This is a genomic window from Acidovorax sp. sif0632 (genome assembly GCF_019218805.1).
In the GTDB taxonomy this organism is placed as follows: Bacteria; Pseudomonadota; Gammaproteobacteria; order Burkholderiales; family Burkholderiaceae_C; genus Acidovorax; species Acidovorax facilis.
Window position 1 is genome coordinate 12,311 of record NZ_JAHUWW010000013.1, and the last position, 15,422, is coordinate 27,732.

The following is a 15,422-nucleotide window of genomic DNA, read 5'->3' on the forward strand; positions in this document are numbered from 1 at the left end:
TCTATAAAGCGCCAACAGCTATTATTTTAGGAGCAAAACCTATCACTCAAGAGCTCAGCAACGCCGCAGGTTCGTCGCCCTCCAGCACCTGCTGCGCCCAGGGCGCCAGCTTGCGCGTGTCAGCGCGCAGCACCTCCTGCTTCACAGCCAGGATCTGCGCGGGGTGCATGGAGAAGCTGCGCAGGCCCAGGCCCAACAGCAGCCGCGTCATGGTCACATCGCCCGCCGTCTCGCCACACACGCACACGCTCTTGCCCTGGCGCTCCCCCTCGGCGATCACGTCGCCCACCAGGCGCAGCACGGCGGGGTGCAGCGGGTCGTACAGATGGGCCACAGCCTCGTCGGCACGGTCGATGGCCAGGGTGTACTGGATCAGGTCATTGGTGCCGATGGAGAGAAAGTCGAAGTACTTGAGGAAGGTGCGCACCATGAGCGCGGCGGCGGGCACCTCGATCATTGCGCCCAGCTGCACCGGGCCGTAGGGTTCGCCACGCGCATCCAGCTCACCCCGGGCCAGGTCTACCTGGGCGAGCGTCTGCTGGATCTCGTGCGTGTGCGCCAGCATGGGGAACAACAGGTTGACCTTGCCATGCGCCGCCGCACGCAGCACAGCGCGCAGCTGGGTGCGGAACATGGCCGGGTCGGCCAGGCTCCAGCGGATGGCGCGCAGGCCCAGCGCGGGGTTCAGGTAGTTGTCCTTGTGGCTCTTGTGGTCCAGCGGCTTGTCAGCGCCCACATCGATGGTGCGGATGGTGACGGGCAGGCCCTGCATGCCGTCAATGGCCTCGCAGTAGGCGCGGTACTGCTCGTCCTCGCCGGGCAAGTTGCCCGTCTTGCCCATGAACAGGAATTCGCTGCGGAACAGGCCCACGCCCACGGCCCCGGCGCGCACGGCGGTGGCCGCGTCGCCGGGTTGTTCGATGTTGGCCAGCAGCTCGATCTTGTGGCCGTCGATGGTGATGGCAGGGGTGTGGCGCAGCCGGGCCAGCCGCTCGCGCTCGAGCTCCACCTGGCGCTGGCGAAAGCCGTATTCGGCCAGGATGATGGGCGACGGATCGACAATGACCACACCTGCATCGCCGTCGATGATGACCCAGTCGTCCTGCCGCACCAGCTGACTGGCGGCGCGCGCACCGACCACGGCCGGGATGTCCATGCTGCGCGCCACGATGGCGGTGTGCGATGTCTTGCCGCCCACGTCAGTGACGAAGCCGGCGAACACGCTTTGCTTGAACTGCAGCATGTCGGCGGGCGAGAGGTCGTGCGCTACCAGCACCAGGGGCACGTCCACCGTGTCGTCGAGCAGCAGGTCTTGCTGCAGGCCCAGTTGCTTGTGGCGGCGCGGGCTGCTGACCGGCGGCGCCACGGGGCTGGCCACGCCCTTCATGTAGCGCAGGATGCGCTCGACCACCTGTTCCAGGTCAGCCTTGCGCTCGCGCAGGTACTCATCCTCCATCTCGTCGAACTGGCGCGCGATGACTTCAAGCTGTGTGGTCAACGCCCACTCGGCGTTGTACAGGCGCTCGGTGATCCAGTGCTTGACGCCGCCCGTGAGGGCCTCGTCCTGCAGCAGCATCAGGTGCACGTCGAGCAGCGCGGTCAGCTCATGCGGCGCATCGGCGGGCATGTCGGTCTGCAGGCGCTGCAGTTCCTCGACCACGGCATTGCGGCCGTTGCGCACCCGCTCAATCTCGCCCTCGACCTGTTCTGGCTTCACAAAATAGTGCGCCACGTCCACACGGCTGGACGCCACCAGCACGGCACGGCCGATGGCAATGCCGCGAGCGACTGCGAGACCGTGGACGGAAAAAGTCATTCACCCTCACCAAATTTGTCGGCAATCAAGGCCAGCAGGGCATCCATGGCCTCCTGTTCACGATCCCCGTTGGTTTCAATCTCCACCTCAGTGCCCATGCCGGCGGCCAGCATCATCACGCCCATGATGCTCTTGGCGTTGATGCGGCGGTCGCCACGGCTCATGAAAACCTCACAGGGGAAGCTGCCAGCCAGCTTGGTCAGCTTGGCCGAAGCGCGGGCATGCAGGCCCAATTTATTGCTGATGGTCGTACGTGTCTTGATCATGTCGATTACGGGTGTTCTGGTTCTGCGGCGCGGAGATGGCCACCTGCATCACGCCCTGGGTGCCCCCCACCACGGCGCGGGTGACCACCGCGTCGAGGGGTTCGTGGCGGTAGCTCACGGCCCGCAGCAGCATGGGCAGGTTGACCCCCGTCACCAGGCGCGAGCGCACGTTCTCGATCACGCGCTGCGCCACGTTGCAGGGGGTGGCACCAAACACGTCGGTGAGCACCAGGGTGGAATCTGCGCCCAGCTGCTGCAGCATGATGCGGGCCTGTGCCAGCGACTCTTCGGGCGGCTGGTTGGGCTGCACGTCGAGAGCGGCCACGTTGTCGCCGCAGTCGGGAAACACATGCAGCGCACATTCGCGCAGTGCATGGGCCAACGGGGCGTGGGCAATGATGAGGATGCTGGTGGTGCTCATGGCGTGGTGGTTTGCAGCACATTATGGCGCCGCCCCTGCAGCAGGAACCACGCGTAGGCGACCGCGTTGCACGCCAGGTACACCGCCATCGCGGCCTGGAACGACTGCACCGTGGACAGGCCGACCGCGGCAAAGGCGTCCACCCCCAGGCCAATGCCCCACTGCACCACAAACACGCCCGCAAAAATCACCAGGTTGTAGGCTGACAGCGCGCGCCCCGCCAGCGCCTGCGGGAACGCCATGGCCACCGCAGGCTGCGACAGCGACACAAACGTGCACGACACACAAAACAGCGCCCAGGCACCGCCTCCCGCCTGCGGCCCCGCGAGAATGATGCCCAGCAACACCACCAGGCACAGCGGCAAGCCCGCAGCCATCAGCCGGTCGGCTCCCAGCCCCTTGCGCAGCAGCCAAGGGTTGACCATGCCCCAGGTCCAGAACGTGCAGAGCATGGCCACGTTGATCCAGAACAGCCCCGTGGCAGCCTCCAGCGGCGAGTAGCCCGCCACCCGCTGCATCCATGGGCCTGCCCACAGGGTCTGCATGGCCACCATGCCGCCGTACACAAAGAAGCCCAGGGGCGCCAGGCGCTGGAAATACGGGTGGCGCCACACCATCGCATAGCCCGGTGGCACAGTGACACCGCTGGGGCCGCGCTCCGCCGTGGCATCACCACCACCGCCCGCGCCCGGTGTGCCCGCCGCCCAGCCGGGCACCCAGACGGCAATCACCACCATCGACAGCGCGATCAGCGCCGCCAACCCCCAGAACAGCGGCCGCCACCCCACCAGGGGCAGTGCCCACTGCACCGGCAGCGTGGACGCCACCATGCCCAGCGAGCCCGTCATCAGCATCCAGGAGTTGGCGCGCATCTGCGCCGTGGGCTCGAACCAGCGCCTATAGCCCGTGAGCGGCGCCATGAGGCAGGCGCTGACGCCCGCACCACACAACACACGCCCGGCCAGCAGGCCCGAAAACCCCGTCGCCACCGAAAACACCAGGCTGCCCACCACGGCCACACCCAGAAATCCCAGCGCCACCTTGCGGGGGCCATGCCGGTCCAGCCAGGTGCCCAGCGGCAGCTGCGTGGCCGCAAAGCCCAGAAAGTACCCGCCCGCAAGCAAGCCCAGGTCGCTGGCCTGCAGTGAAAACTCCTGCGCCAGTGTGGGCGCCAGCGTGGCCGTAACCGCCCGCACCAGCGCCGACAGGAAGTAGGCGAAGGCAAAGGCCAGAAAAACGATGACCGCTGCCCGCCTGGGCAGCACCGCATGCACGGTCATTGGAGCACCATCCCTGCAAAGAACTGGTCGGCCAACTCGGGGCGGGGCTTGCCCGTGTAAACCACCGCGTGGTACAGCCGCATCTGCGGCCCCGCAGCGCGCGCAAACCACACGCCCTGGGCAAACACGGGGCTGCCCTCGGCACGCTGGCCTTGCACCACGGTGCGCACCGACTGCGGCAGGGGCAGTGCACCCTTGGGGGCATACGGCGCATCAGCCGCCGTGGCTGCGGCGCCCGCGCCGAGGTTGGCGACGACAGCGGCCCGCCAGTGCCGCAGGGCAGCACCCGCCTGGGCAGGGTCTGCCAGGGCCGCATGCGACACGGCAAATGTGGCGCCGTCGGCATCGCAGCCCGCCATGGACAGCTCGACGGGCACCCCCGCCAGTTCGACCGTGCGCGTGGCCTGGTCAGGCTTGCAAGGCAAGGTGATGGTGATGCCGGCCTCGGGCAAAGGCACGCTGCGCCAGTTCAGCGCAGGGCTGCAGCCCACGAGCAGCCACAGCAACGGTGGCAGGGCAGCAGCCCGGGTTGGTGTCCAGTTCATCGGTCGATTATCGGCACAGTGACCCAGATCAACAGGCGGCATCCCCTGCGGGCGAACTTTTGCCCGCCAAGCCGACTCCATCCCAAGTTCGGCCTGCGGGCCACCCGTGAAGACGGGCGTTGTTGTTAGGGCAGGTCCGGCACAATGCCGGTTGCAGGCCCGGGTACCCACAGGGGCCACAGTTTCAGGATGAATGGACAAGTCATGGCGATCAAGCATTGGGCGGCAGGGGTGGCAGTGGCAGCATTTGCGGCCGTGGGTGCCTATGTGTACCTGGACACAGGCCGCTCTGCGGCACCGGAATCCACCTTCGTGTTGCTAAACGGCACGAGCCAATCCACCGCCGATCTGCGCGGCAAGGTCACGCTGGTGAATTTCTGGGCCACCAGCTGCACCACCTGCGTGGCCGAAATGCCCGAGATCGTGGCCACCTACAACAAGTACCAAGCCAAGGGCTTCGACACGCTCGCCGTGGCCATGAGCTACGACCCGCCCAGCTACGTGGTGAACTTTGCCGAAACCCGCAAACTGCCCTTCAAGGTGGCGATCGACAACACTGGCAAGGTGGCCCAGGCCTGGGGCGATGTGCGGCTCACGCCCTCGACCTTCATCGTGAACAAGCGTGGGGAGATTGTGAAGACCTATGTAGGTGCCCCGAATTTCCCCGAACTGCACCAGCTCATCGAGAAGCTGCTGGCAGAAACCTGAGCCACCACAACAGCTTCAAAAACAAGAGGCCGATTTCGTAAGAAATCGGCCTCTTGCGCTTATGGATAAAGCGCCAGCAGCTATCAATTTTGCGAATGGCATCTGAAACTGGCGTTGCTCAGAGGAGCGGACGCCGCGCAAGGGCCGCCCCGCCGCGCTGGCGTCGCCCCCCTTCCCGGAGCGCGTAGCGCGTAGAGAGAAGGGAGAAGGGGGAAGCGGCTCAGCCGCTCAGGGGGATGTACCCTATTTCGCGCGGTAGTTGTCGTGGCAGGCCTTGCAGGTGCCAGCGGCCGCGCCGAATGCGGTCTTGAGGTTGTCCAGGTTGCCCGTCTTGGCCGCAGCGGCCAGCTTGACGGATTCGGCTTCGAGCTTGTCGGAATGCTCCTTGAACTTGGCCTGTTCGGTCCAGATTTCAGGCAATGCCTTGGTGGGCGCGCCCTTGTCGGTGCCCGCGCCAAATCCCGCCCAGGGCAGCTTGGCCATCTGCGCCACCACGTCCGCGTTCTCCTGCGCGGCCTTGGCGTCGAACGGGATACGGCCATTGGCCATAGCCCCAAGGCGGCCAAAGTGCTGGCCCATCACAAACAGCGCGCTCTGGCGGTATTTGATGGCGTCTTCCGCCTTGGCGAACTGGGCAGAGGCCGGAGCGGACAAGGTCAGCGTAGCGGCGGCAAGGGCGAACGCGGCAAGTGCTTTCATAGGGAGATTCCTTTTTCGTGGGGTGGACAGGCTCTGAGAGCCCGGGGCAAGTATGCCGTTTTACCGCCCATTTCGCAGCGGGCATGCTCTTTCGGGTTGACCCCACCTCCTTCACAATGCGGCCCACCACCCTTCGTCCAACCACCCTGCCCCGCCGCCATGACGCAACACTCCGTACGCATTTGGGACCTTCCCACCCGCATCTTCCACTGGGCACTGGCCGCGAGCGTCGTGGGCATGGTCATCACCGCCAAGGTGGGGGGCAACGCCATGGAATGGCATTTCCGGCTGGGGTACGGCGTGTTGGCGCTGCTGGTGTTCCGCATGGTCTGGGGGCTGATGGGCGGGCGCTGGTCGCGCTTCACGAGTTTTCTGTACTCCCCGATGCGGGTGCTGCGGTATCTGCGCGGCTCAGCCCACGCCGAAGACAGCATTGGCCACAACCCACTGGGCGCCCTGTCGGTCTTTGCGCTGCTGGCCGTGCTGGTGGCCCAAGTGGCCACCGGTTTGCTGAGTGATGACGAGATCGCCTTCGCTGGCCCGCTCACCCGGTTTGTGTCGAATGCAGTGGTCGGCCAGGCCACGGGCTACCACAAGGAAATTGGCCAGTACCTGGTGCTGGGGCTGGTGGGGTTGCACCTGATCGCCATCATTTTCTATGTGCTGGTTCGCCGCCAGCGCCTCGTCCGGCCCATGCTGCATGGCGACAAGCTGCTGCCCGCCCCGGCCACGCCGTCTCGCGACGACTTGACCAGCCGGGCCGTGGCGCTGGTGGTGCTAGCCCTCAGTGCCGCGCTGGCCTGGTGGGTGTCCTCTCTGGGGGCAGCGGCGGGGTTCTAGCCAGACTCGCTACACTGCGGCTTCCGCTGTTTTGAACTACTGCGTTTTGGACAAGCCTTCCGTCACCCTGCTGACCCCCACCTCGCCCGCCGAGATGGAAGCGGTCCGCGCCATCTTCCGGGAGTACGCCGACACCCTCGGCGTAGACCTGTGTTTCCAGGACTTCGAGACCGAACTCGCAGGCCTGCCCGGCGACTACGGCCCGCCGCGCGGCGCACTGCTGCTAGCCCAGGTCGAAGGGGCGATTGCCGGCTGCTGCGCCCTTCGGCCACTGGATACGGCCGACTACCCCAACGCGAGCGAAATGAAGCGGCTGTACGTGCGCAAAGCCTTCCGGGGCTTCGGCCTGGGCCGCGAACTCGCGGAGGCCATGCTCGACCGGGCGCGCCAGGCGGGTTACGCCTGCGTGCTGCTCGACACGCTCGACGACATGGAGTCGGCCCGGGCGCTGTACACCGACCTGGGCTTTGAAGAGATTCCACCCTACTACCACAACCCCATTGCGGGGGCGCACTACCTCAAGGTTGATATTTCTTGAGGTTTTGGTGCCTAGCGCTCATTGATATTGCGTCAATAGCTATTAAATTTATAGCAGTTATAGAATCAGACCGGCCCGGTGCCAAGCACTTCGAGCCTGTTGATCAGGATCGAGCCGTGGGGCAGCCCCACGGTGTTGTCTTCCAACGCGTCCATCGCGGCGCGCGAACCTCCCGCCACCCGTGGCGTGCAGTTCGCACCCAACCCGCAGGTTGACACCGGGCCAACTTCCTACACTTCGCAGCTTCGTGACGAAGACTCCAGCCCGCACACGCGCACTGGCCAAGGCGCTGGCCATGGCCGTGCTGGCCGATGCACGGGAGCCGGAGCGTCGCACCCTCCAGGCACTGGCAGCGCGCGCAGGTGCCTGCCTGGGTAACAACACGACCCTGGCGGACAGCCCCGTTCCACTGCCCCCGCCCTTGCTCGAACAGCTGCGCCGCCTGTCCCACGCGTCCGGGGCCGAATGGGCGCGGCTGGAGCCTGAGGACGTGGCCACCTGGCTGTGCTGGGGTGTCTGGTGGCGCAAAGCGGGGCTGCGCAATGGCGCCACCCTGCAGTCGCTTACGACGACCTTCAGCCAGCAGGAGGAAAAAGACCAGGACGCCTGGGACGAGCTGGCGGGCGACGACGATGAAAACGTCGAACTAGCCCTGCCTTTGCACCAATGGCCCGACCCCCAACTCGCCCGGGCTTTCCGCACCTGGGCCGCCAGCCCACGCACCGGGGAGCCGTTGCACTGGCTGCTGCGCTCCGCCACGGCAGGCGCGCACCCCGCATGGATGGGCCGTGAGCGCACCACGCCCGTGCTGCTGGCCGCCACCGACGTGACCGAGGCCCTGGCCGTTTCGCTGGATGACCTCCTGTGGCTCGCGCCCGAGCATGCGCACTGGCGCGAACGCCAGGACGGGGGCCATGCCCGGCCCCTTTCGCACTATCGCTACCGCCTGCTGCCCAAGCCCAGCGGTGGGCTGCGCCTGCTGGAGGCGCCCCGCCCGCGCCTGGCCAGCACGCAGCGCCGCATTCTGGACAGCCTGCTGGCTGGCGTGCCCGTGCACGAGGCCGCGCATGGCTTTGTGCGCGGCCACGGCGTGGGCACCCACGCACAGGTCCACACCCAGCAGGCTGTGGTGATACGGTTTGACCTGGCCGATTTCTTCATGTGCATCACGGCCACCCGCGTGCGCGCGCTGTGGCGGGCACTGGGCCACGGCCGGCCGGCCGCCGAGCTGCTGACGCGGCTGACCACCACGCGAACCCCTCAGGCCGTCCGGGAACGATTGCTGGAAGCAGCCCCCCTGCCGCGGGAGGCCATCGCGCAGCGCCGTGCCATCAACACGCGCCTGAAACAGCCCCATTTGCCGCAGGGTGCGCCCACGTCGCCCGCCTTGGCAAATCTGTGCGCCTTCGGGCTGGACCTGCGGCTGAACGCCCTGGCAGAGCGCTTTGGCGCGCGCTACACACGCTATGCCGACGACCTGGTGTTTTCAGGTTCAAAGGCGCTGCACCCGCAGTGGGTGGACTTGCGCGCCTGGGTGACCGCCATTGCCCAGGACGAAGGATTCACCCTGCGCGCGGACAAGACCCGCGTGATGCCAGCGCACCAGCGGCAATATGTGACGGGACTGGTGGTCAACGAGCGTACCAACTACAGCCGCACACAGTTCGACATCCTCAAGGCGCGCCTGCACCGGCTGGGCCAACAGCCCCAGGTGGACATCAGCGAACGGGCCCGGCTGACCGGCGAGGTCCAATGGGCCAGTCAATGGCTGGCGCCGACACGCAGTGCGAAGCTGAAGCAGCTGCTCCAAGCCATCCGGTTTTCCAACGAGATTTAGATCCGCTCAAGGCCTTCCCGGGATCACGTTTATGGCCGGCTTCGCCAGTTCTCGCCACAGCAATGGCGACCCCGGTAGCCGGCCCAAGCCAGAACGCCCCACATCGCAGGGAGCAACTCGGCGCAGCCGGTTAACGCCGAACTCAAGCCTTTTGGGCTTGCTGGAGCAGCGTGTCAGCGTCGCTCACTTCAAATTTGCCCGGGGCTTCCACGTTGAGGGTGACCACCTTGCCGTCGCGCACCAGCATCGAATAGCGGTTGCTGCGCAGACCCAGGCCCTTGCCCGTCAGATCCAGCGTCAGACCGGTGGCCTTGGCGAAAGTGGCATCGCCATCGCCCAACATGCGGACCTTGCCATCGGTCTTCTGGTCACGCGCCCATGCGCCCATGACGAAGGCGTCGTTCACGCTCACGCACCAGATCTCATCCACACCTGCGGCCTTGAACTCGGCGGCCTTTTCCAGATAGCCTGGCACATGCTTGGCCGAGCAGGTGGGCGTAAACGCTCCGGGCAATGCAAAAAGGGCAATCGTCTTGCCAGCCGTAGCCTTGTCTACAGGCACAGGGTTCGGGCCGATGCTGCAGCCCTCGCCCTCGACTTCCGAATATTCCATGAGCGTGCTGGCAGGCAGGGTGTCACCGACTTTGATCATTGTTATCTCCTTGGGATGGTGGAATGGATAGTGGGATGAATGGGATTGGATACGCGAAGTGCCCCGCGCCGCCAACACAACATGACGTGCGCAAAACAAGGCTCAGACAAGCGACTCACGCCAAAGCGAGTTGATGCCGCATCCCGATTTGCCTGAGTCCTAAAAAAGTGGGCCACAAAGCAAAACGACCCACATTGTGGGTCGTTTTGAAAGGCTTTGCCGTCCGGGGTCTTGACCCCGGGGCAATGGGATGCTGATTTACAGCAGACCGGCCTTTTGCACCAAGCGGGTAGCCACCCAGTTCTTGGTCTTGGAGAGCGGACGGCTTTCGGTAATTTCGATCACGTCGCCCAGCTTGTACTCGCCATTTTCATCATGGGCGTGGTACTTGCTCGACTTCGCAACGATCTTGCCGTAGAGCTCGTGCTTCACACGGCGCTCGACCAGCACGGTCACAGTCTTTTGACGCTTGTCGCTGACCACCTTGCCAACCAAGGTGCGCTTGAGGGATTTTTTAGGTTCCGTCATGTGGGCTCCTTACTTGGCGGCTTGCTTTTCAGCAAGAATGGTCTTTGCACGGGCGATATCGCGGCGGGTGGTGCGCAGCGTGTTGGTGTTAGCCAATTGCTGCGTAGCCTTTTGCATGCGCAGGCCGAAGTGGGCCTTTTGCAGCGCCTTGATTTCGGCTTCGATACCGGCGACGTCTTTTTGGCGAAGTTCAGTAGTCTTCATTGCTTGTTCTCCTGAATTAAGCGCCAAGGTGACGACTGACAAACGTGGTGCGCAGCGGCAGCTTGGCTGCAGCCAGGCGGAACGCTTCGCGGGCCAGTTCTTCAGGCACACCGACGATCTCGAAAACGATCTTGCCGGGCTGGATTTCGGCCACGTAGTACTCGGGGTTGCCCTTACCGTTACCCATACGCACTTCTGCGGGCTTGGTAGAGATTGGCTTGTCCGGGAACACGCGGATCCAGATACGGCCGCCACGCTTGACGTGACGGGAAATCGCACGGCGTGCAGCTTCGATCTGGCGGGCCGTGAGACGGCCACGATCGGTGCATTTCAGACCGAAATCACCGAACGCAACGGAGGCACCCCGCGTTGCGACACCGGTATTACGGCCCTTTTGCTCCTTGCGGTACTTGCGGCGAGCAGGTTGCAGCATACTTATTCTCCTTTTCCGTCCGCTGCTGTAGCGGGCGCGGCGACTTTGCGTACGCGCTTAACGGCGGTGTTATCAGCGCCACCAGCTTCCACTGGCTTGTCGCTGCCGTCGGCCGGAGCGGTGTTACCACCGACTGGACGACGTGGGCCACGGCCTGCGCCTGGACGATCGCCACCTGGGCGGCCGTCACGGCGTGGACCGCGTGGGCGGCGTTCTTCGTCTGGACGTGGGGTTTCCACGGCAGGCAGGTCGTTACGACCCAGCGTATCGCCCTTGTAGACCCAGACCTTGACGCCGATCACACCGTAGGTGGTCTTGGCTTCAGAGGTACCGTAGTCAATGTCGGCGCGCAGCGTGTGAAGTGGCACGCGGCCTTCACGGTACCATTCGCAACGAGCGATTTCGATACCATTCAGACGACCGGACGACATGATCTTGATGCCCTGGGCACCCAGACGCATGGCGTTCTGCATGGCACGCTTCATGGCGCGGCGGAACATGATCCGCTTTTCGAGCTGTTGCGTGATGCTGTCGGCGATCAGCTTGGCATCGATTTCGGGCTTGCGCACTTCTTCGATGTTGACTGCCACTGGCACACCCAGGCGAGCAGCGAGTTCCTTCTTGAGGTTCTCGATGTCTTCACCCTTCTTGCCGATCACCACACCAGGACGTGCCGAGTAAATGGTGATGCGGGCGTTCTTGGCTGGACGCTCGATCAGGATGCGCGACACAGCCGCGTTCTTCAACTTGGCCTTCAGGTACTCACGCACCTTGATGTCTTCGGCCAGCATGCCCGCGAAGTCGCGGTTGCTGGCGTACCAACGGCTGGACCAGTTGCGGCTGACCGCAAGGCGGAAGCCGGTAGGATGGATTTTTTGTCCCATAGTCTTCCCGAGCCTTTAGTTGCCAACCGTCACGTACACATGGCACGTGGGCTTGCTGATGCGGTTGCCGCGGCCTTTGGCGCGCGCGGTGAAGCGCTTGAGCGTGGTGCCTTGTTCGACGTAGATGGTCTTTACCTTCAGTTCGTCGATGTCAGCGCCATCGTTGTGTTCGGCATTGGCGATGGCCGACTCCAGAACTTTCTTGACGATTCCCGCAGCTTTTTTCTGCGTGAAGTTCAGGATGTTCAGAGCCTGGTCCACCTTCTTGCCGCGGATCAGGTCAGCGACCAGACGGCCCTTGTCGACCGACAGACGGACGCCCCGGAGGACTGCACGTGTTTCAGACATGGTCGTTCCTTACTTCTTCGCTTTTTTGTCAGCGGGGTGACCCTTGAAGGTGCGCGTCAGGGCGAATTCGCCCAGCTTGTGGCCCACCATCTGGTCGGTGACATAGACAGGTACGTGCTGCTTGCCGTTGTGCACGGCAATGGTCAGACCGATGAACTCGGGCAGAACCATGGAGCGACGCGACCAGGTCTTGACTGGTTTCTTGTCCTTGGTGGCAACGGCCTTTTCGACCTTCGCCAGCAAGTGATGGTCAACAAATGGACCCTTTTTAAGAGAGCGAGTCATCTGTTACCCCTTACTTCTTGCGACGCGACACGATCATGATCTGTGTGCGTTTGTTGTTACGGGTGCGATAACCCTTGGTCAGATTGCCCCAAGGATCGACTGCATGGCGGCCTTCGCCGGTGCGGCCTTCGCCACCACCGTGAGGGTGATCCACAGGGTTCATGGCCACGCCGCGAACCGTAGGACGAATACCCATCCAGCGCTTCACACCGGCCTTGCCCAGTTGGCGCAGGCTGTGCTCTTCGTTGGCCACTTCACCAATGGTGGCGCGGCATTCGATGTGGATCTTGCGCACTTCGCCGGAGCGCATACGCACCTGGGCATACACGCCCTCGCGGGCCAGCAGCGTTGCCGAAGCACCAGCCGAGCGGGCGATCTGAGCACCGGCACCGGGCTTGAGCTCGATGCAGTGGATGGTCGAACCCACGGGGATGTTGCGGATAGGCAGCGTGTTGCCAGCGCGGATCGGGGCTTCCGAACCGGACAGCAGGGTTGCACCCACTTCCAGGTTGCGGGGAGCGATGATGTAGCGGCGCTCGCCGTCGGCATAGCACACCAGAGCGATGTGGGCCGTACGGTTGGGGTCGTACTCAATGCGCTCAACCTTGGCCGGAATGCCGTCCTTGTTGCGCTTGAAGTCCACCACACGGTAGTGGTGCTTGTGGCCACCGCCCTTGTGGCGGGTGGTGATGTGACCGTTGTTGTTACGACCGGCCTTCTGGAATTGTGGCTCCAGCAGGGGGGCGTACGCTTCACCCTTGTACAGGTGGTCACGCGTGACCTTCACCACGGCACGTTGGCCGGGCGAAGTGGGTTTCATCTTGATGACAGCCATGATTACGCGGCCTCCCCGGAGAGGTTCAGCTCTTGACCTGGTTGCAGCGTGACGTATGCCTTGCGAACGTTGTCGCGGCGGCCGATGGTCTTGCCAAAACGCTTGGTCTTGCCTTTGGTGTTCACCACAGAGACGCCCTTGACCTCGACCTTGAACATCAATTCCACAGCGGCCTTGATTTCTGGCTTGGTTGCGTTCTGCAGCACCTTGAACGTCACAGCATTGGACTTTTCAGCAACCATGGTGGCCTTTTCGGACACGATGGGAGCGACCAGCACTTGCATCAGACGACCTTCGTCAAACTTGAGTGTGCTCATGCGAACATCTCCTTGAGTTTGTCGATTGCACCCTTGGTGACGAGCACTTTCTTGAAACGCACCAGCGACACGGGATCGGCGTAACGGGGCTCAACGACGAGCACGTTCACCAGATTGCGCGAAGCCAGGTACAGGTTTTCGTCCACTTCGTCGGCAATCACCATCACCGATTGCAGGTTCATCGCCTTGAACTTGTCGGCCAGGACCTTGGTCTTGGGGGAGTCAAGCTTCAGCGAGTCGACCACAGCCAGACGACCTTCGCGGGCCAGCTGCGACAAGATGGCAGACATACCGGCGCGGTACATCTTCTTGTTGATCTTCTGCGTGAAATTTTCGTCAGGCATGTTCGGGAAAATCCGACCGCCCCCACGCCACAGTGGCGAGGAAGTCATACCTGCACGTGCGTTACCCGTACCCTTTTGCTTGAAAGGCTTCTTGGTCGAGTGACGGACTTGCTCGCGGTCCTTCTGGGCGCGAGTGCCTTGGCGTGCATTGGCCTGGTAGGCCACGACGATCTGGTGCACCAGATCTTCGTTGTATTCACGACCGAACACGGTTTCAGGAACATCCAGCTTGGACGCGCCTTGGCCTTGGTCATTCAGGAGTTCGAGCTGCATTAGTTCGCTCCTTTGGAAGATTTGGCCTTGACCGCTGGACGCACCGTCACGAACCCACCCTTGGAGCCCGGAATAGCGCCCTTGATCAAGAGCAGTTGACGCGCTTCGTCGATGCGGATGACATCGAGGTTTTGCGTGGTCTTGGTGACATCGCCGAGGTGGCCCGTCATGCGCTTGCCGGGGAACACGCGACCGGGGTCTTGTGCCATACCGATCGAGCCAGGAACGTTGTGCGAACGGCTGTTACCGTGCGACGCGCGCTGCGAGCTCATGTTGTGACGCTTGATGGTACCGGCGTAACCCTTACCGATGGAAGTGCCTTGCACATCGACCTTCTGGCCCACGGCAAACACATCGGTTACGGGCACAGCTGCACCTGCGGCATATTTGCCAGCGGTATCAGCAGTGACGCGGAATTCCTGGATGATTTCACCGGCTTCCACACCTGCCTTGGCAAGGTGGCCGGCTTCTGGCTTGGTTACGCGCGATGCTTTGCGCGAACCAAACGTAACCTGCAAGGCCACGTAGCCATCGTTCTCTTGGGTTTTGACCTGGGTAACGCGGTTGTTGGACACATCCACCACCGTGACAGGCACTGCGTCCCCATCATCGGTGAACAGACGCATCATGCCCACTTTGCGACCCAGCAACCCGAGGGAGTTGCTCAGACTCATTGGTTTTCTCCAAAACTCTCACCGCCACAACTTCAATTGGCTGCAGCGTTTCCGCAAGCTCTCGCCCGCGTGCATGAAAGAAGGTTAATAAAACTCCGCCAATGCACACCTTTTAACAGGCGCAAATTGAGCGAAGCCCTAAAGTATAACGCGAACTGCTTTTTCAAGCAAGTTCGCGTTATTTCAGACACTGCAAGGTGGGCGGACCCACCTCACAACGGCCGTCGCTACATCACTGCAGCTTGATTTCGACGTCCACGCCAGCAGGCAGGTCGAGCTTCATCAGGGCGTCAACGGTCTTGTCCGTTGGGTCCACGATGTCCATCAGACGCTGGTGCGTGCGGATTTCGAGCTGGTCGCGGCTGGTCTTGTTGACGTGCGGCGAGCGCAGGATGTCGAAACGCTTCATGCGTGTCGGCAGGGGCACGGGGCCCTTGACGATGGCGCCGGTGCGCTTGGCAGTGTCAACGATCTCGGCAGCGGACTGGTCGATCAGCTTGTAGTCAAACGCCTTCAGGCGGATGCGGATTTTTTGCTTGGACATGGCAAGTTCCTTATTCTGCTTATGAATTAAGCAATGATCTTGGCCACGACGCCAGCGCCCACGGTACGGCCGCCTTCGCGGATAGCGAAGCGCAGACCTTCTTCCATGGCGATGGGGTTGATCAGCTTCACAGTGATCGACACGTTGTCAC

At 63.2% G+C, this 15,422-nt stretch carries 22 protein-coding genes and 1 pseudogene; 4 read left to right on the forward strand and 19 right to left on the reverse strand.

The features are described 5' to 3' along the window. Positions 1-46: 46 nt before the first annotated feature. From ptsP to KW832_RS25345, 5 genes are read right to left on the reverse strand one after another with little or no spacing between them, the layout of a single operon-like run. The gene (gene ptsP, locus KW832_RS25325; RefSeq protein ID WP_055395009.1) at positions 47-1,816 is read right to left on the reverse strand and encodes a phosphoenolpyruvate--protein phosphotransferase; all 1,770 of its coding nucleotides are present in this window, start codon (positions 1,814-1,816) and stop codon (positions 47-49) included. Continuing rightward, a complete protein-coding gene (locus KW832_RS25330) occupies positions 1,813-2,082 on the reverse strand; it encodes an HPr family phosphocarrier protein (protein ID WP_055395006.1) in 270 nt (89 codons plus the stop codon). Before KW832_RS25330 ends, ptsP begins: the two co-directional genes overlap by 4 nt. Further along, positions 2,051-2,503 carry a PTS sugar transporter subunit IIA gene (locus tag KW832_RS25335; protein WP_055395004.1) on the reverse strand — a complete coding sequence of 151 codons (453 nt, stop codon included), beginning with the start codon at positions 2,501-2,503 and terminating at the stop codon, positions 2,051-2,053. Before KW832_RS25335 ends, KW832_RS25330 begins: the two co-directional genes overlap by 32 nt. Then, positions 2,500-3,783 (reverse strand): MFS transporter, encoded by a 1,284-nt coding sequence (locus tag KW832_RS25340; protein ID WP_218301915.1) that lies wholly within the window; start codon positions 3,781-3,783, stop codon positions 2,500-2,502. The genes KW832_RS25335 and KW832_RS25340 overlap by 4 nt, the downstream gene beginning before the upstream one ends. Further along, positions 3,780-4,328, reverse strand: a complete 549-nt coding sequence (locus KW832_RS25345) for a hypothetical protein (protein WP_218301916.1) — start codon at positions 4,326-4,328, stop codon at positions 3,780-3,782. Before KW832_RS25345 ends, KW832_RS25340 begins: the two co-directional genes overlap by 4 nt. A gap of 204 nt (positions 4,329-4,532) precedes the next feature. On the opposite strand from KW832_RS25345, the gene KW832_RS25350 reads away from it, so the two are divergent. After that, the gene (locus KW832_RS25350) at positions 4,533-5,036 is read left to right on the forward strand and encodes a peroxiredoxin (protein WP_055394998.1); all 504 of its coding nucleotides are present in this window, start codon (positions 4,533-4,535) and stop codon (positions 5,034-5,036) included. Positions 5,037-5,279: 243 nt separating this feature from the next. Here KW832_RS25350 and KW832_RS25355 read toward each other — a convergent pair whose 3' ends face one another. Beyond that, a complete protein-coding gene (locus KW832_RS25355; protein ID WP_055394996.1) occupies positions 5,280-5,735 on the reverse strand; it encodes a cytochrome c in 456 nt (151 codons plus the stop codon). 159 nt (positions 5,736-5,894) lie between these two features. Between KW832_RS25355 and KW832_RS25360 the strand changes: the two genes are divergently transcribed. From KW832_RS25360 to KW832_RS25965, 3 genes are all read left to right on the forward strand, one after another. After that, complete coding sequence (locus KW832_RS25360; protein WP_218301917.1) at positions 5,895-6,575, forward strand: cytochrome b/b6 domain-containing protein; 681 nt, start codon at positions 5,895-5,897, stop codon at positions 6,573-6,575. A gap of 46 nt (positions 6,576-6,621) precedes the next feature. After that, positions 6,622-7,113, forward strand: a complete 492-nt coding sequence (locus KW832_RS25365) for a GNAT family N-acetyltransferase (protein WP_218301918.1) — start codon at positions 6,622-6,624, stop codon at positions 7,111-7,113. Between the two features lie 949 nt (positions 7,114-8,062). Then, a complete protein-coding gene (locus KW832_RS25965; RefSeq protein ID WP_370628786.1) occupies positions 8,063-8,950 on the forward strand; it encodes a reverse transcriptase family protein in 888 nt (295 codons plus the stop codon). Between the two features lie 142 nt (positions 8,951-9,092). Here the strand turns inward: KW832_RS25965 and KW832_RS25375 are convergent, their stop codons facing one another. From KW832_RS25375 to KW832_RS25435, 13 genes and pseudogenes are all read right to left on the reverse strand, one after another. Next, entirely contained in the window at positions 9,093-9,602 is a 510-nt protein-coding gene (locus KW832_RS25375; protein WP_218301921.1) for a peroxiredoxin, read from the reverse strand. Positions 9,603-9,860: 258 nt separating this feature from the next. Continuing rightward, entirely contained in the window at positions 9,861-10,130 is a 270-nt protein-coding gene (rpsQ, locus tag KW832_RS25380; protein WP_055394987.1) for a 30S ribosomal protein S17, read from the reverse strand. Between the two features lie 9 nt (positions 10,131-10,139). Beyond that, positions 10,140-10,334, reverse strand: coding sequence for a 50S ribosomal protein L29 (gene rpmC / locus KW832_RS25385; RefSeq protein WP_055394985.1), 195 nt, complete (start codon positions 10,332-10,334; stop codon positions 10,140-10,142). Between the two features lie 16 nt (positions 10,335-10,350). Beyond that, a complete protein-coding gene (gene rplP, locus KW832_RS25390) occupies positions 10,351-10,767 on the reverse strand; it encodes a 50S ribosomal protein L16 (RefSeq protein WP_015012190.1) in 417 nt (138 codons plus the stop codon). A gap of 2 nt (positions 10,768-10,769) precedes the next feature. Continuing rightward, on the reverse strand, positions 10,770-11,651 hold the full coding sequence (rpsC, locus tag KW832_RS25395) for a 30S ribosomal protein S3 (RefSeq protein ID WP_010467178.1): 882 nt from the start codon (positions 11,649-11,651) through the stop codon (positions 10,770-10,772). Positions 11,652-11,666: 15 nt separating this feature from the next. After that, positions 11,667-11,999: a 50S ribosomal protein L22 gene (gene rplV, locus KW832_RS25400; protein WP_007847806.1), complete on the reverse strand. Its 333-nt coding sequence runs from the start codon at positions 11,997-11,999 to the stop codon at positions 11,667-11,669. 9 nt (positions 12,000-12,008) lie between these two features. Next, a complete protein-coding gene (gene rpsS, locus KW832_RS25405; RefSeq protein WP_010467177.1) occupies positions 12,009-12,284 on the reverse strand; it encodes a 30S ribosomal protein S19 in 276 nt (91 codons plus the stop codon). Between the two features lie 10 nt (positions 12,285-12,294). After that, the gene (gene rplB / locus KW832_RS25410; RefSeq protein ID WP_010467175.1) at positions 12,295-13,119 is read right to left on the reverse strand and encodes a 50S ribosomal protein L2; all 825 of its coding nucleotides are present in this window, start codon (positions 13,117-13,119) and stop codon (positions 12,295-12,297) included. A 2-nt stretch (positions 13,120-13,121) separates the two neighbouring features. Continuing rightward, the gene (rplW, locus tag KW832_RS25415) at positions 13,122-13,436 is read right to left on the reverse strand and encodes a 50S ribosomal protein L23 (protein ID WP_010467173.1); all 315 of its coding nucleotides are present in this window, start codon (positions 13,434-13,436) and stop codon (positions 13,122-13,124) included. Beyond that, the gene (gene rplD / locus KW832_RS25420; RefSeq protein ID WP_008906425.1) at positions 13,433-14,053 is read right to left on the reverse strand and encodes a 50S ribosomal protein L4; all 621 of its coding nucleotides are present in this window, start codon (positions 14,051-14,053) and stop codon (positions 13,433-13,435) included. The genes rplW and rplD overlap by 4 nt, the downstream gene beginning before the upstream one ends. Next, positions 14,053-14,727 carry a 50S ribosomal protein L3 gene (rplC, locus tag KW832_RS25425; protein WP_055394981.1) on the reverse strand — a complete coding sequence of 225 codons (675 nt, stop codon included), beginning with the start codon at positions 14,725-14,727 and terminating at the stop codon, positions 14,053-14,055. Before rplC ends, rplD begins: the two co-directional genes overlap by 1 nt. A 232-nt stretch (positions 14,728-14,959) precedes the next feature. Then, positions 14,960-15,271 (reverse strand): 30S ribosomal protein S10, encoded by a 312-nt coding sequence (rpsJ, locus tag KW832_RS25430; protein WP_005796953.1) that lies wholly within the window; start codon positions 15,269-15,271, stop codon positions 14,960-14,962. Positions 15,272-15,297: 26 nt separating this feature from the next. Beyond that, positions 15,298-15,422 (reverse strand): annotated as a pseudogene (locus KW832_RS25435) (elongation factor Tu); the annotation flags it as partial.

Excerpts from the sequence above, each read along its gene's own strand:
- rplB (WP_010467175.1), bottom strand. The coding sequence starts at position 13,119 with ATGGCTGTCATCAAGATGAAACCCACTTCGCCCGGCCAACGTGCCGTG.
- rpsS (WP_010467177.1), bottom strand. The coding sequence starts at position 12,284 with ATGACTCGCTCTCTTAAAAAGGGTCCATTTGTTGACCATCACTTGCTG.
- KW832_RS25335 (WP_055395004.1), bottom strand. The coding sequence starts at position 2,503 with ATGAGCACCACCAGCATCCTCATCATTGCCCACGCCCCGTTGGCCCAT.
- KW832_RS25330 (WP_055395006.1), bottom strand. The coding sequence starts at position 2,082 with ATGATCAAGACACGTACGACCATCAGCAATAAATTGGGCCTGCATGCC.
- rpmC (WP_055394985.1), bottom strand. The coding sequence starts at position 10,334 with ATGAAGACTACTGAACTTCGCCAAAAAGACGTCGCCGGTATCGAAGCC.
- KW832_RS25345 (WP_218301916.1), bottom strand. The coding sequence starts at position 4,328 with ATGAACTGGACACCAACCCGGGCTGCTGCCCTGCCACCGTTGCTGTGG.
- KW832_RS25360 (WP_218301917.1), top strand. The coding sequence starts at position 5,895 with ATGACGCAACACTCCGTACGCATTTGGGACCTTCCCACCCGCATCTTC.
- rpsJ (WP_005796953.1), bottom strand. The coding sequence starts at position 15,271 with ATGTCCAAGCAAAAAATCCGCATCCGCCTGAAGGCGTTTGACTACAAG.
- rplD (WP_008906425.1), bottom strand. The coding sequence starts at position 14,053 with ATGCAGCTCGAACTCCTGAATGACCAAGGCCAAGGCGCGTCCAAGCTG.
- ptsP (WP_055395009.1), bottom strand. The coding sequence starts at position 1,816 with ATGACTTTTTCCGTCCACGGTCTCGCAGTCGCTCGCGGCATTGCCATC.
- rplW (WP_010467173.1), bottom strand. The coding sequence starts at position 13,436 with ATGAGCACACTCAAGTTTGACGAAGGTCGTCTGATGCAAGTGCTGGTC.
- KW832_RS25355 (WP_055394996.1), bottom strand. The coding sequence starts at position 5,735 with ATGAAAGCACTTGCCGCGTTCGCCCTTGCCGCCGCTACGCTGACCTTG.
- rplV (WP_007847806.1), bottom strand. The coding sequence starts at position 11,999 with ATGTCTGAAACACGTGCAGTCCTCCGGGGCGTCCGTCTGTCGGTCGAC.
- KW832_RS25340 (WP_218301915.1), bottom strand. The coding sequence starts at position 3,783 with ATGACCGTGCATGCGGTGCTGCCCAGGCGGGCAGCGGTCATCGTTTTT.
- rplP (WP_015012190.1), bottom strand. The coding sequence starts at position 10,767 with ATGCTGCAACCTGCTCGCCGCAAGTACCGCAAGGAGCAAAAGGGCCGT.
- KW832_RS25350 (WP_055394998.1), top strand. The coding sequence starts at position 4,533 with ATGGCGATCAAGCATTGGGCGGCAGGGGTGGCAGTGGCAGCATTTGCG.
- rpsC (WP_010467178.1), bottom strand. The coding sequence starts at position 11,651 with ATGGGACAAAAAATCCATCCTACCGGCTTCCGCCTTGCGGTCAGCCGC.
- rpsQ (WP_055394987.1), bottom strand. The coding sequence starts at position 10,130 with ATGACGGAACCTAAAAAATCCCTCAAGCGCACCTTGGTTGGCAAGGTG.
- rplC (WP_055394981.1), bottom strand. The coding sequence starts at position 14,727 with ATGAGTCTGAGCAACTCCCTCGGGTTGCTGGGTCGCAAAGTGGGCATG.
- KW832_RS25375 (WP_218301921.1), bottom strand. The coding sequence starts at position 9,602 with ATGATCAAAGTCGGTGACACCCTGCCTGCCAGCACGCTCATGGAATAT.